Below are 13,814 nucleotides of genomic sequence, written 5' to 3' on the forward strand. Positions count from 1 at the left end.
GGGGGGATCGAAACGCTCTTAGGCAACTTGATAAGACTTGTGTGTACACGGTAGCGCAAGCGAGGAGGGGGCTATGATATACCTTATATGATTAGGAAACGCTATATATTTAAGTTCGTAGTAAGGGCTTTAGCCCTAATCTTTCATGACTACATTTACCGACTAGCATCTCAAAGAGGAGAGAGAGAGGACTAAAGTCCTCACTACAAACAATTAATTTTGGCTTCTCTAAAAGCTTGCATTTTGGTAGATTTAGAGAATATTAATGCACTGAGAATTACATTTGTATCAATTACGATACGGTTAGATTCTTTTGTATCTAGTTAATGGTTTTGGTGTTTGATTATAATAAAAATTATGGCAAGATTTCTAGATATTTAACTTGTTCTGATTGAATTAAATTAAAATGTCTTCTGTCTAAGGTTAAAATTCTTTTTATTTGATGATGTTCTGCTAAAATAACTAAACTAGCATCAACAAATCCCAGGGGTAAATCTTGATATTTTTCCATAAGTTTTGTAATTTTATTAATATCGTCTAACTCGATAGTAAGATAATTAAAATATTCATCGCCTAAGTCTTCTATAAAACTTCTAGCGACTCTTTCTCCTAGATATTTGGTAGCTAAATAATCAACTTCTGGCAAAACGGTTACAGGGATGTAAATTTGATAATTGGTGACAATATTAACCGCTAGGGAATGGTAGTGGTCATCCTTATCTAAAAAAGCAATAATTCCACTGGTATCTGCTATTACTCTTCTGTCCATAATAATTGTTCTGCTTTAGAGGATAAGTCGGATCTTCCACTTGCACCCATTCCCACTGATTTGGGTAATTTTTGAGGTTTTTCAGTCAGATAATCGGTGATTAATTCTTGGATAATTTCAGGAATAGATTTTCCTGTTTGAGTGGCTAATTCTTGTAGGTTAGCTTCAGTTTCTTCTGGTAAATAAATTGTTGTTGGTTTCATTAGTTTAATCTTTTATAAATACAGATATTTTAATTATAGATCATCGTTTTACGCTCTCCTCAATTATCTGAATCTCTTCCTCTGTTAAGTCATACCATAGCTTTTTTTGGCTAGACTATTGTCAATTCAAGATAGGATTACACAAAATATTCTATTTATCTTTCTAATTCTGTGGTATCTATTTCATGCTTTTGGCGTTTAATTTGAAGATACACTATCTAAAAACTGACTAGGTGTAACAATCAAGATGTCTCTAAAAGGATGCAGTTCTAATAAGTCTTTGTCTACTGTGATAATATGAGTGGCATTTCCAGAGATGGCTAATTCTAAAAACTTATTATCTTTAGGATCTCGACAAATATCAATTGTTTCGTTAATTGTTATTAATTCTGTTTCTCTGGCTAAACTGGCTAAAAAGTCTTCCCGAATTTCTCTCGATAGATAGCGGTCAAATTTTTTACGACTAAGTACATCAATTAATTCTGATAAAATTTCCGCAGAAATTCAGATTAATCCGTTTTGTTTGGCTTCTCTAAAAGCTTGCATTGTGGTAGATTTAGAGAATATTAATGCACTTACAATTACATTTGTATCAATTACGATACGGTTATTTTTCATCATTGAGAATTGATTCTAAAATCTCTGGAGTCATTCCGTTAGAAATTGCTTGTTGACTCGCTTCTTCCATGATATCTAAAAGTGGTTTTTGACTGACTGCTTTTTTCAGCATTATATTAAGAAACATTTGGATTTTTTGCTGTTTTTCTGGTTCTGCTTCTCTGTACGCTTTGGCAATTGCAGGGTCAACTTGAATAGTAATATTTTCCATGATAAATTAAATGTTAATTAATCTATTTTTATTATAGCAATTGAAACTTATTTCTGTGTTATCCTCTCCTCAATTGTTCCAATTTATTACTCTGTTAACTGACTAAAAGCTAAGTGTAAAGCAGCATAAAAATACATATTTTTACATTTATTTGACTACTGGGGTGTTTGTCATCCCATCATGATTTAATTTCTCGCTGGTTATCTAGCCACTGTAAAGTCCGATTCCAAGCCCACCAAATGTCTGGATCTTCGGCTTGACGCTGACCTGCTTTGCTACTTACATAACCCACATGACCACCATAAGGAGTAAGTAACAAATCTAGCGCTGTATTAATAGCACAAGCTGCTTGTAACTCAGGAATGATGTCTGGATGAAACAAGGGGTCATCGGCAGCATATAAAATTAAAGTTGGTTTGGAAATCTGCGGCAACAATTGTAAAGCACTACTGGCTTCATAATATGCTTCTACTGAGTCAAAACCCAATCTGCTAATTACTAGTTCGTGGTCAAAAGCCCAGATACTATTGACTCGTTCAATTGCTGCTGGGTCAATTGTGCCAGGATGCAAATCATGTATTCGCCATGCTAGTTTTTTTAAATTACTGGCGATCGCCTTCTCTAAGTATCTACTAATAGGTTTTTTGACTAAATATTTAAGCGATCGCCTGGAATCCAAACTGGGACAAATCGCCACCCCACCACCAATATCACTATCTTGTAATCCTAAAAATTCACCGCCTTGAATCAGGTCAGTAGCAGTTTTTACAGCCCATAGTGCTAATTGTCCACCCAAGGAAAACCCTGTAAACCAAAATTTACTCGGACATCCCATTTTTGCTGCTGCGGCCGCAATCCGCACAAAATCTTCGCCCTCATACAAACCATCGGAAACCAAAGTCGGAGACAACTCGGCGGTTTTGCCGTGGGCGCGCCAATCAAATAAAACTACGGCATATCCTTGAGCATAAGCTTTCAGCCCCAAAAGTCTCAAAAACCATTGTTGATCTAGCTCACCTGTAATCCCATAAGTAGCAATAATAGTACTATGAGCATTTTTTGGTATCGCCACCCAACTAAAAATTGGCACACCCTGCCCACCAATCAGCACAGTTGTATGGTACGGCGGCTCGGCCAGGAGAGTAGTTTGTTGCCAATAACGCTCTCCCCACAAAGCGGTGTAAAGAGTCATTGCCACACCATTTTTGAGAAACAGGGGCGGATTGTAGGCAGAATAACACAACATATATGGAATTTAGATTACCTTAGTTCTGGTTCCACATCCTTTAGTTTTAAAATTTATGCTAGATTTGAATGTTTTTGATAATCAAGATAGAAATCTTTGTATCTATCCAAGGTTCTTATTTATCCTTAATTAAGTAGTAATAATTTTTTAAATAATGCCCAGGATTCTTGTTATAGACGATGACGCGGCCATTTCAGAACTCGTTGCCGTGAATTTGGAAATGGCTGGCTACGATGTCAGTCAAGCTGAAGATGGTATCAAAGGTCAAGCGCTGGCGCTACAGCTACAACCCGATTTGATTATGCTTGACCTGATGCTGCCCAGAGTAGACGGTTTTACAGTTTGCCAACGCCTACGGCGAGATGACCGCACAGCCGAAATTCCCGTGTTGATGCTCACTGCTTTAAGCCAAACTCAGAATAAAGTCGAAGGTTTCAATGCTGGTGCTGATGATTACCTCACCAAGCCCTTTGAAGTAGAAGAGCTGTTAGCACGGGTGCGGGCTTTATTGCGGCGGACTGACCGCATCCCCCAAGCCGCAAAACACAGCGAAATTCTCAACTATGGGAATTTGACCCTGGTTCCAGAAAGATTTGAGGCGATATGGTTCAATGAAACCGTAAAATTGACTCATTTGGAATTTGAGCTACTCCACTGTTTACTGCAACGCCACGGTCAGACAGTTTCCCCCAGCGAAATTCTGCGGGAAGTTTGGGGTTATGATCCAGATGATGACATTGAAACCATTCGGGTACATATCCGCCACTTGAGAACGAAACTCGAACCAGACCCCCGTCACCCTCGCTATATCAAAACAGTGTATGGTGCAGGATATTGTTTAGAGTTGCCTAGCTTACCTCAATCAAATGAAGGGGCTTCAGCATCAGTGGTTGAGTGAAATTTTTCCCAGATTTCAGACACCTGTACTTTGTTTCGCGCTGTACTTTGTTTCGCTACGTACCCGATGAGAAGGCCTCTACTCTACGAGAAGCCGCCTTGCAAAGTACAGTCCCGAAAACAGGACTCAAGTCCTGACGCTATATATAGATCCCCGACTTCTTTGAGAAGTCGGGGATCTGGATATTCTGGATATGACGTTTTTTAAGTTTGAGCTACTTATCAACTCAGATGCTTCAACAGTGCGATAAATGTGCATTCCCAAACTAGGCGCGGTTGGGCGTAACAAAGTAAATATTTACGGGCTTGTTCTAGCTTCTTAATAATTTCTGGTTGATGCCACTGTTGCCAGTAGGATTGTTGAAGATAATCGACTAACCATAGTTGTGCTTCTGTATCTAAATCTTGAGCAATTGTCTTGGCTAACCCCAAGGCGTGGCGGTAAGATGAAGGCACTTTGGTGACATCTTGGAGTAATGTCTCAGGAATTATTTGTAATTGCTCATAGGATGCGATCGCACTGCCTGGACTACCAGCTGCTATACTCAACACTGCCGAATGCTGCAAAATTTCCTCATGTCCTGTTTGGGTGAGTACCTGAGTTAAAGTCTGTGTATCCAAGCGATAAAAAGGAATGCGTTGACAGCGTGACACTAAGGTAGTTAAAACCGACTCAGAAGATGGTGCAATCAAAATCAACGTCGCCTGTCCTGGTTCTTCCAAAGTTTTCAGTAAAGCATTAGCAGCTGATTCTGCCATTGTTTGGGCTGACTCCAGCACTACCACATTTCGCGGTGCTTCCAAGGGGGGACGGCCGAGAAATTCTGTAATTTCCCGTATTTGCTCTAGTCTAATTACAGGTGGTGCTTTGCGCTTGAGTTTTTTCTCGGCTGCTTCTGCGACTGTGAGGCGTTTTCCCTCATGTTGGTATGTCGGCTGTACCCAAAACAAATCAGGATGATTACCTTGACGCAAACGACTTTGTAATGAATCGATATTCCGCGTTTGGGCAGAAAATAATAATTCCACAAAACACCGTGCGGCTAAAGTTTTGCCCACACCATCTATGCCCACAAATAGATAAGCTGGCGCGACTCGGTTTTGTTTGACCGCCTGAGTCAGTAATTCTATGGCTTGTGACTGCCCTAAAAGTGGGGAAAATGGATCAATGGTCATGAATTAATTATAGGCTTGTGAGTGTTATTGTCGGTGTGGTGTTTAGCGTGACCATGACTTTCTGTATCTGTGCAGTAATTTATAAATCGTATATTTACATAGTCCATGAGACGAGATGAAGTAAACCTATAAGCGCTAAAAAAGCAACAGAGTATTATTACTGATTCACGATTTCTTTAAGTATAAACTCAGAATTTGAATGTCTTCAAATGTGCTGGAAAACCTGATTGCGGAATATTTTTAACTTTTGCCTTCCACATTTATCGCATTATTTAAGTATATTTTTTCTGTGAAGTAGCTAAATAAAGTTTCCCAAACATTATAAATACGTATTACTATCAGCATGACTGAACCAAGAAAACACAAAGTTCATTATTAAAGGTTAATAACATGATGGCTACAGTAAATGTCTTGACAAAGTTATCAATGGCTACAGCCGGAGCAGCAGTAATTGCACTGTCAGTAGCAGGAACGGCTCAGGCTTCATCTGGATTTTCAGGAAGTTATGATCCAATCAATTGGGATGTCACTAACTTCAATACTAATGGATCTGTAAATACAACTAACGCTCCCGCATCAATTAGCGTAAGAGGTGGAAACCGAGGTCTATTCGCGTTCGGATTCGGCGGTCAAACTGCTTATACAACAACTGCTGTTGGTAGTGGTGAAGTTAGCTTTGATTGGAGCTATAACACTAATGATTTGCTTGGAGCTAGCTTTCTTGGATTTGCCCGCGATCCTTTTGGCTACCTTCTCAATGGTGTATTTACACAATTAACCTCTGGTTCCTCTAGTATCCAAAATGGTGTTTCTAGTTTTTTAGTGAACGAGGGAGATATATTCGGCTTCGCCGTTAGGACGAAGGATAACCTATTGGGTCGTGCAACTGTTACCATTTCCGACTTCCACGCTCCCCAAGCTGTCCCTGAACCTGCTTCTATGATTGGTCTCTTAGGGTTAGGTGCTTTTGGTGTTACCTCTCTTCGTAAGCGTAAACAACAAGCTACAGTTAAAGCATAAGTCCTAATTAAACTCAATTAAATTAACTCCTGCTGTGTCATTTCTACACCGACATGGCAGTTTTGATTTTTAGAGTTACCCAAAAAATGTAGAATTTTTATAATTAAGCAATGCTGCCGCGTTTTCTGGCTTCTTTGTAAGAAGTTCCCACGTTTCTCAAACCGGCTTTAATCATTTGTCTTTCTAACAGGGCGAAGAACCGAGTTCTATCCCCCCCTCTTACCACTGCTTGATTATGGGCTTCTGCTATAGCCACAGGATAGCCATAGCCTTTCTGCACCTGCGCCAGCATTAATCCCAGTGCTTGGTTAAACATATCTGTATTCTCAGCTACCCAGGAAGGAACTTCTATGCGGGCAATTTCACTACCTACGTGGACATGGCAAAAGTAAACGTTTTGTTCTCCATAGAGTTCTAAAATCCGGTTATTACTGCGCCACAATGGTCCCCTTTGTCCTGGTTGTAGTTTGCTTCCCCAGAGAGTAGTATCTCGCAAAGTATCAAAAAGTTTACAGGGTACTTTTTCTAGTTGGTCTGGACAATAACTCTTACAATCGGGGACTGGATGAGGACAAGCTAACAACCTTAAGAAGTTGGTACAGTCGATATTGCGAGAGGCGCTGAGATAGCCCATAATCGGAATTTTCGCGGCATTCAACTGTTGCCATGCTTCCAGAATTGGGGGTAAGATGCGATCGCGTGCATCCATTGGTAGCTGTTCTAAAAACCAGTAAATTAAGGAACCATCAACCATTGCTAAAGCTGGTGCTTCCCCTTTCGACGCACAAGCCAATTCTGCTAAAACTGTGGTTTCGGAAGCAGTCCGGCGATAACCCATCCATTCCTCAGTTTTAATTCCCCATTGCCGAGACATATATAAATCTTCTGGGCGATAAAATACCTCTGGTAAACTATCCAGTAACGGTTGGCGATTTTGTCCGTAGTGTAAAACGACTCTGCCAATATTCAACAGATAGCAATAAGCAATTTCATGATGATTGGGCGCAATTTGGGAACCGTCGGTAGAGATGACTGTATGGACTTTCGGCGGGACGGGGATATCAATACAGGTTTCTAGTGGCTCAATTGGTGTAGCATTAGCAAATATAATGCGATCGCGCCATTTTTCCTGAGTATCAATTAAATCTTCTTGACACTCATAAGCCTTTTGCAGGTGTTGTTGTGCCAATTCTAAACGCTGGCGACTAGCAGCAGCTTCTAAGGTAAGATGCTGACTTAAACCCTGCATTTGTCGCGCCAATTTTGTTAAATCAAGCATAATTAAATCGTTAGTTTATTGGTAATTTTTCTGTACGTACTTGCAAATAAAAAATATTCAATTTGTTGGATGTATTAGGAAGATATTGAAATACACTATAAATTTCATAAATGATGGAGGGTTAGCATCAGCGTAACCCACCCTACGTTCTTTGTGGGAGATGTCTAATATGTTTGAGTTCTATTTGGGGTAAATGATCACCACCCAGTGAAATCTTTGGTAAACTGAGGTAGATTTAATACCTGAATTTTTGGATCATCTTGGGCAGCTTTTCTTTCTGTTTGGGTATTATAGCCCCAGTCTGCCAAGAAAAGTTTGACATTTTCCAGGTCTGTTTGCTGTTGAACTAACTGTAATGTCTTGATTCTGTCTTCTACAAACCACAGACTAACTGGTTTTTTCTCGGCTTTCTGAATAAATTCTCGCAGAGTTTCGTATTTAGGGCGCTTGACTTCTTTGCCAAAAATTGCTGTGGGTGGTAAATTTACGCCTTCTCGTTGTAATAACTGCTGCACGAAGCGTCCTTCTTTGGTGGTGACAATGTATAGTTTGGTTTCACTAGCAATGGTAAGTTTAATTTTTTCGACTACACCAGGATAAAATTTATGCAGACTTAGCCAACCGTCTAAATCGTTGGTAATCCATTCATCCCGCAAATTGTCTAATGCTGCACCAATTGTTTGGGACTGGAGATTATGGTTTAATAAAATTTGTGGTGTAATTTTCGCCCACTCTTGAAGAATTTTTTCTTCAGAAATTTGATCTACCAAGGCTTTGATTAAAACTGGCATTTCCCAACCTGTTTCAATCACAGGTCTGAGGCGATAAAATCTTAAGGCTAAATCATCTGGTGGTGTATCGTCTACAGGCGACCAAATTTGACAGTATGTGCGCCAGGCGACTTCAAAATATTCAATTAGTCCATCGCAAATTACTCCATCAAAGTCTAGGGCTAAAATCGTGGGACTACTGGCGGTCATTATGTTGGGGAATAAACTGCTATTGTTAGATTAGCTGAGAAATTCACACGACGCAGTATTTTTTGTTAGTATTTAATAATTTATCAGTTGAGAAAAAAGTATGGTGACGTTACCCAAACTGATTTATTAATGGACTACAGACAAGCTTACCCAGTACCTCAATTTTTACCTAGTTCCTGCGGACGAACAATTATAATGTCTGGCATCAGTCTAAAATCACTCGGATTAAAGGTGAGAATATGTGTAATTCCATGTGCTAGCATGACAGCAATTATACGAGCATCATGAGTCCGCTTCCCCATGACTTTGTTAGTAGTCACCACACTTAACCAAGTTGGAAAAATCTGAGCAGATTCCTCTAGTAATTGGAAACGATCAAGAAGTTGGTCTATTGTGCTTCTCGTTTGTTCTACAGTCCAGCCCAAACCATTCACTTCAACTGGTCGTGTAGCAACAACCCAAAACTCAACAAGCACTTGCGCTGTAATATAGCATTCGTCTTCCTGTGTCAGCAAACAAGATATTGCATTTGTTGCCAGATCATGATGCACATCATTCGGGTTGCAAAAACGCATAACAACATTGGTATCAAGCAGATATCCCGTCATTATTCGTAAATGCTATCACGGCTAAAAGCTTCATCAGGTAGACTTGGAGTGTTTTTAGGCAGTTGCGAAACCCATTTACGAAACTCTTTAGCCCGTTCTGTTGGTGTTGCCCTTTGCCAAAAAGGAGTAGGCACAGTATTTTCTTTACTCTTAAACTCAATGAATTTGATAAAGTCAGCTATTTGTTTGAGTTGTTCTTCGTTGAATTTGTCCAGTTCTCTTTTTAGCTTTTCTCGCAGCATAAATAATTAACTGTGGGAAAGTATATAGTATATATATTTATATCGTAACCGATTTGCGCTATTTCTGATTTATACTTGGGGTAAAAATCCCATGTCTGGGACTAAACAGTAATGCTAACAGAAATAGTCCTGATACTACTAAAACGATGGCGGGACCGGAGGGTAAATTATAATAGTAGCTGAGGTACATTCCGCTAATACTGGAAATTACCCCAATGAATGCGCCTAAAATCATGACTTTATGTAGGCGTTTAACTAAGAGATAGGCTGTTGCTCCGGGTGTAATTAACAGTGATAATACTAATACGACTCCTACGGTTTTCATGCTGGCAACTATGGTTAAGGCAATGAGCAGCATGAGTCCAAAGTTGAGCCGATTGACTGGTAAACCTGCGGCTTGTGCGCCTACAGGATCAAAGGTGTAAAATAGCAGTTCTTTATATAGTAAGAAAATAACTATTAAAACTATAGCAGCGATGATGGCGGTGTCTCTTACTTCATCAGATGTCACGCCGAGAATGTTGCCAAAAAGAAAGTGATTTAAATCAATTTTTTGACTTTTTTGAATAACAGTAATTAAGGTGATACCGAGGGCGAAAAATGCCGAAAGAACTATCCCCATTGCAGCATCTTCTTTAATTGGCGATCGCGTTTGAATCCAGGCAATCGCTATTGTACTGACAACACCGGCTATAAATGCGCCAAAATAGATATTTCCCCCTAGCATAAAGGCGATCGCTAATCCTGGCAATACTGAATGGCTGATAGCATCACCCAGTAATGCTAGTCTTTGCACCATTAAATAACTACCCACAACGGCACACAGCAAGCCGACTATAATCGCAATCACGAGCGATCGCTGCATAAAGCTGTATTGCAATGGTTCAATTAATGCTTGGATCATAAATAGTTCTTACTCAGATAAAATAATTGCAGCCAATCTTTGCTCAACTTCTTGAAGATAATCTGTTAAACATCACGGATTAATAAAACAGCTTTAATCTCTCGTGTTTTTTGCAGGAAACGGACTAAATTAAGAGTCTTCGTAGCCCTTGCTCCATCGGCTTGAAAACGTACTCCCTCACTATAATGACCTAGAAATCTGGGTTCTTTATATTTTAGTTGTTGTTTTGCATCATCAATAATTTTTGTAATGTCTTTCCAGCAAGAGAATTCTGTTCCTTCCTCTAAACCAGTCCAGTGATAAATATGTCGAATAAGAAAATCATCTAACCAATCAACTTTTGCCTTTAAAATGCGCTCGGCTAATTTAGTAGCTGTTCTAGCATCTGCACCACTTTCAACTATGACAATAAACTCAAGCACTTACTTCTCCTTCTACCACCCAATCTTCCCCTTCCGCATCCCAAAACTCACCAGTTGTTAAGGTTTCTTTTGCCCATTCTACATCAGGATGTTCATCCAAACGTTTGGCAATTGTGAAACCTGAGTTACTGTTATTTAATATATGGACTTGAGAGTGACTAATTTCATCAATAATATAAGGAGAATGAGTAGAAAAAATAATTTGTAGATTAGAAGTTTGGGCAATAATTTCTTTAAAAACAGTCATTAACTGACGTTGTGCTTGGGGATGAAGTCCTTGTTCAATATCATCCAATAACACTAAATTAGGTTGATTAGGATTCATCAATACAGTGAGCAAACCTAAAGTTAGCATTGTTCCTTCGCTAATTGCGTGGGCTGGAATCCGCTCACCTGTGTTCATATCTAGGACAATTTCTTGACCTGTGATTTCCTGAGTTTCATCATAGGAAATAGACCTACCATCAACTTCGATTAAACGTTGGCGAATGACTGGAACTTTTGCCCTTCTTATGCCAATTTTACGTACATTTGGCACAATTCGACTTAACATTTCTTCTATTAATTGAAATTTATCTGGAGCTTCATCACGCAAAAAATCTAAAGTGGGTGCTAATCCTGAACCATCAAACTCAACTCTCGTTGTGACTTCATCACTATAAGCTGGTTTAGCAAGATTACTTGCAACTAATTTCAGGTAAACAGCATATTTTAAAGAATTACGGATTGCATCTGGAGAGTTACTTAATGATCCTGTCCATCCTTGCTCACTATATTCTTTCTCATCTATATTGCATGATGCTGTTGGATACCATTTATCATTATTGTCCTGTTTCCAAGCATAAGCAGCCTGCCAATTCTGCCGATTGTTATATCCCCAAAAACCACTCGCAGTCACAGACATATCTGTTTTCCCAACTGTTGTAATGAAATTAGGTGATCTTTCATATTGAAATATCCTGGCAAATGATGAATTTTGACCAGTCAGCCTACTGAGATTATGCAATGCTTGTAGAACGCTTGTTTTGCCAGCACTGTTTTTTCCTACGAGTCCATGTAATCGGGAACTATCAAAATTAAGTTCTGTAGATTTATGGCTTTTGAAATTTTCAAGTATTAGTTTTTCTAGCATATCTCTAAATATAACAGTACTTAATATACCTGACGGTAAAATCAGGTATCTGTATGTTTTTGACTTATTACAGCATTTCCCACTTTAATGCAGTACAAGAACCCCACCCCCAACCCCCTCCCCGCAAGCGAGGAGGGGGCTATGATATACCTTATATGATTAGGAAAAGCTATACAAGCATAAGTATTTATACGAATCGCAGATATAGGCTAAATTTAAGCAGCATCATCAAAGTACATGACTTGACCGTTATAGGCACGATAGAGGTTTTGCTTTGTCAGGACTTGCTGCCGTAAACCTGTAGCGATTAATTCACGATTGAGTAAAATTAAATCATCAAAATGGGTGATGGATTCGCCTAAGTCGTGATTAACTACCAGGACAATTTTACCAGCCGCCGCCAGTTCATGGAAGACTTCAAAAATCACCGCTTGGGTTTTTTGGTCAATACCTACCAATGGTTCATCACAGCAGTATATGTCTGCTTGCTGTGCCAAAGCACGGGCTAAAAATACTCTTTGTTGTTGTCCCCCTGATAATTCTCCGATGGGGCGATCGCAATAGTCAAACATTTCCACCCGTTTGAGGGCATTTTTGGTTTCTTGGCGACTCATTGCGGAAAAGCTACGCAACCAACCTGTCTTTTTTACCCTCCCCATAATCGCCACATCCCAAACTGTCGCTGGATAAGTCCAGTCAATTTGGCTACGCTGTGGGATATATGCAACTTTCTCTAATTGCTGCATCAAAGGTTTGGTTTGATACAGAACTGTGCCGCTACTGAGAGGAACTAAGCCCAGCATGGCTTTCATTAAGGTACTTTTTCCCGCCCCATTCGGTCCAAAAATCCCCGTAATTCTGCCTGCTTTGACAATACAGTTAACGTCTCTTAAAGCTTCATCTGTCCGGTAATGCACCCCGACATGGGCAATATTAATACTTGCAGTGGTGGGTATGAGGGTGTCTTGCATGGGGTAGACAGGGTTTAAGGGCAAGTTAACGGTTCTCATTTTGAGGAATCCCAAGAAAAATGAAAAGAATATGAAAATAGTGTAACCTGAAAAATGAGAAAAATATGATAACCAGTGTAACAAGTATATGAAAGCGATTACTCAGTCAAAAGCCAGATCCTGCTGGCAAGCAGTGGTAGGAGTTTTGTTAGGAGTTTCCATCGGGGGGTGTAATCAAATAGACACTAACCGCACCTCTGGGGGGATAGATGGCCAGCCGCGAGTAGTTGCAACTAGCACCATTATTGCTGATTTAGCTGAAGAAATTGGGGGAGAGGAAATTCAGTTAACTGGTATTCTCCAACCAGGAGTTGATCCTCATATTTATGAACCGACACCAGCAGACAGTCGGGTTTTAGAAACAGCCGATTTAATTTTGTATAACGGCTACAACTTAGAACCAGGACTGATTAATTTAATGAATGCGGCTGGTGAGAAGGTGCGGAAGATACCAGTGGGGGAAGTTGTCAAACCTTTACAGCTAGATGGATATGAAGGAAAAGTTGTCCCAGATCCTCATGTATGGGGAAGTGCGGAGAATGCGATCGCCATGACAAATGTCATCCGGGATGAGTTGATTAAATTATCTCCCCCAGATGAAGCCGAATTTACTCAAAGAGCGTCACAATTAACTCAGGAATTACAGCAGTTGCATAACTGGATTAATCAACAGATTCAAACGATTCCCACAGACAAACGTCAACTTGTGACAACTCATGATGCTTTTCAGTATTATGGTAACGCTTATGGGATGGCGATCGCCGGCACTTTAATTGGGATTAGCACAGAAGAACAACCCAGCGCCCAAACAGTAACACGTTTAGTAGAGTCAATCAAAAAAAACAGTGTCCCAGCAATTTTTGCCGAAACTACAATTAACCCAGCTTTAATTACAACCGTTGCTCAAGAAGCAGGTGTAAAATTAGCACCCAGAGAACTATACGCTGATTCCATTGGCGAAAAAGGCAGCGAAGCAGATTCTTATATCAAAATGATGGAGGCGAATACCCGCACTATTGTAGAAGCATTGGGGGGCAAATATACGCCATTTCAACCAACTAAATAAATTACGAACCCAAAGATCCCCAACTTCTGGT

The 13,814-nt window shown here is 39.8% G+C and carries 16 protein-coding genes and 1 pseudogene; 3 read left to right on the forward strand and 14 right to left on the reverse strand.

Translation table 11 applies throughout. The features are described from left to right. Positions 1 to 355 precede the first annotated feature (355 nt). The 5 genes from ACM0OW_RS17745 to ACM0OW_RS17765 all read right to left on the reverse strand — a co-directional run bounded on the left by ACM0OW_RS17745 (position 356) and on the right by ACM0OW_RS17765 (position 3,047). A complete protein-coding gene (locus ACM0OW_RS17745; RefSeq protein WP_414551479.1) occupies positions 356 to 769 on the reverse strand; it encodes a type II toxin-antitoxin system VapC family toxin in 414 nt (137 codons plus the stop codon). After that, positions 754 to 972: a ribbon-helix-helix protein, CopG family gene (locus ACM0OW_RS17750; RefSeq protein ID WP_414551480.1), complete on the reverse strand. Its 219-nt coding sequence runs from the start codon at positions 970 to 972 to the stop codon at positions 754 to 756. The genes ACM0OW_RS17745 and ACM0OW_RS17750 overlap by 16 nt, the downstream gene beginning before the upstream one ends. Positions 973 to 1,170: 198 nt before the next feature. Then, on the reverse strand, positions 1,171 to 1,476 hold the full coding sequence (locus tag ACM0OW_RS17755; RefSeq protein WP_414551593.1) for a putative toxin-antitoxin system toxin component, PIN family: 306 nt from the start codon (positions 1,474 to 1,476) through the stop codon (positions 1,171 to 1,173). A 103-nt stretch (positions 1,477 to 1,579) separates the two neighbouring features. After that, entirely contained in the window at positions 1,580 to 1,801 is a 222-nt protein-coding gene (locus ACM0OW_RS17760; protein WP_414551481.1) for a hypothetical protein, read from the reverse strand. Positions 1,802 to 1,979: 178 nt separating this feature from the next. After that, positions 1,980 to 3,047, reverse strand: a complete 1,068-nt coding sequence (locus tag ACM0OW_RS17765) for a YheT family hydrolase (protein ID WP_414551482.1) — start codon at positions 3,045 to 3,047, stop codon at positions 1,980 to 1,982. A 154-nt stretch (positions 3,048 to 3,201) separates the two neighbouring features. On the opposite strand from ACM0OW_RS17765, the gene ACM0OW_RS17770 reads away from it, so the two are divergent. After that, the gene (locus tag ACM0OW_RS17770) at positions 3,202 to 3,945 is read left to right on the forward strand and encodes a response regulator transcription factor (protein WP_089089782.1); all 744 of its coding nucleotides are present in this window, start codon (positions 3,202 to 3,204) and stop codon (positions 3,943 to 3,945) included. A 221-nt stretch (positions 3,946 to 4,166) separates the two neighbouring features. Here ACM0OW_RS17770 and ACM0OW_RS17775 read toward each other — a convergent pair whose 3' ends face one another. Next, positions 4,167 to 5,120: a DNA polymerase III subunit delta' gene (locus tag ACM0OW_RS17775; RefSeq protein ID WP_414551483.1), complete on the reverse strand. Its 954-nt coding sequence runs from the start codon at positions 5,118 to 5,120 to the stop codon at positions 4,167 to 4,169. A gap of 918 nt (positions 5,121 to 6,038) precedes the next feature. On the opposite strand from ACM0OW_RS17775, the pseudogene ACM0OW_RS17780 reads away from it, so the two are divergent. Further along, a pseudogene (locus ACM0OW_RS17780) lies at positions 6,039 to 6,140 on the forward strand (PEP-CTERM sorting domain-containing protein); the annotation flags it as partial. A 103-nt stretch (positions 6,141 to 6,243) separates the two neighbouring features. Here ACM0OW_RS17780 and ACM0OW_RS17785 read toward each other — a convergent pair. From ACM0OW_RS17785 to ACM0OW_RS17820, 8 genes are all read right to left on the reverse strand, one after another. Then, the gene (locus ACM0OW_RS17785) at positions 6,244 to 7,419 is read right to left on the reverse strand and encodes a DNA double-strand break repair nuclease NurA (protein WP_414551484.1); all 1,176 of its coding nucleotides are present in this window, start codon (positions 7,417 to 7,419) and stop codon (positions 6,244 to 6,246) included. Between the two features lie 197 nt (positions 7,420 to 7,616). After that, the gene (locus ACM0OW_RS17790; RefSeq protein ID WP_414551485.1) at positions 7,617 to 8,399 is read right to left on the reverse strand and encodes an HAD family hydrolase; all 783 of its coding nucleotides are present in this window, start codon (positions 8,397 to 8,399) and stop codon (positions 7,617 to 7,619) included. 158 nt (positions 8,400 to 8,557) lie between these two features. Beyond that, positions 8,558 to 9,007 carry a type II toxin-antitoxin system VapC family toxin gene (locus ACM0OW_RS17795; RefSeq protein ID WP_414551486.1) on the reverse strand — a complete coding sequence of 150 codons (450 nt, stop codon included), beginning with the start codon at positions 9,005 to 9,007 and terminating at the stop codon, positions 8,558 to 8,560. Next, on the reverse strand, positions 9,007 to 9,249 hold the full coding sequence (locus ACM0OW_RS17800) for a hypothetical protein (protein WP_006197092.1): 243 nt from the start codon (positions 9,247 to 9,249) through the stop codon (positions 9,007 to 9,009). The genes ACM0OW_RS17795 and ACM0OW_RS17800 overlap by 1 nt, the downstream gene beginning before the upstream one ends. A 58-nt stretch (positions 9,250 to 9,307) precedes the next feature. Next, positions 9,308 to 10,153: a metal ABC transporter permease gene (locus tag ACM0OW_RS17805; RefSeq protein WP_414551487.1), complete on the reverse strand. Its 846-nt coding sequence runs from the start codon at positions 10,151 to 10,153 to the stop codon at positions 9,308 to 9,310. Between the two features lie 65 nt (positions 10,154 to 10,218). Beyond that, complete coding sequence (locus ACM0OW_RS17810) at positions 10,219 to 10,575, reverse strand: hypothetical protein (protein ID WP_414551488.1); 357 nt, start codon at positions 10,573 to 10,575, stop codon at positions 10,219 to 10,221. Further along, positions 10,568 to 11,707 (reverse strand): AAA family ATPase, encoded by a 1,140-nt coding sequence (locus ACM0OW_RS17815; protein ID WP_414551489.1) that lies wholly within the window; start codon positions 11,705 to 11,707, stop codon positions 10,568 to 10,570. The genes ACM0OW_RS17810 and ACM0OW_RS17815 overlap by 8 nt, the downstream gene beginning before the upstream one ends. Positions 11,708 to 11,922: 215 nt before the next feature. Continuing rightward, positions 11,923 to 12,678: a metal ABC transporter ATP-binding protein gene (locus tag ACM0OW_RS17820; protein ID WP_414551594.1), complete on the reverse strand. Its 756-nt coding sequence runs from the start codon at positions 12,676 to 12,678 to the stop codon at positions 11,923 to 11,925. A 127-nt stretch (positions 12,679 to 12,805) separates the two neighbouring features. Between ACM0OW_RS17820 and ACM0OW_RS17825 the strand changes: the two genes are divergently transcribed. Next, on the forward strand, positions 12,806 to 13,783 hold the full coding sequence (locus tag ACM0OW_RS17825) for a metal ABC transporter substrate-binding protein (RefSeq protein ID WP_414551490.1): 978 nt from the start codon (positions 12,806 to 12,808) through the stop codon (positions 13,781 to 13,783). The last annotated feature ends 31 nt before the right edge of the window (positions 13,784 to 13,814 follow it).

The sequence above is a fragment of the Anabaena sp. CCY 0017 genome (assembly GCF_963920885.1).
In the GTDB taxonomy this organism is placed as follows: Bacteria; Cyanobacteriota; Cyanobacteriia; order Cyanobacteriales; family Nostocaceae; genus Nodularia.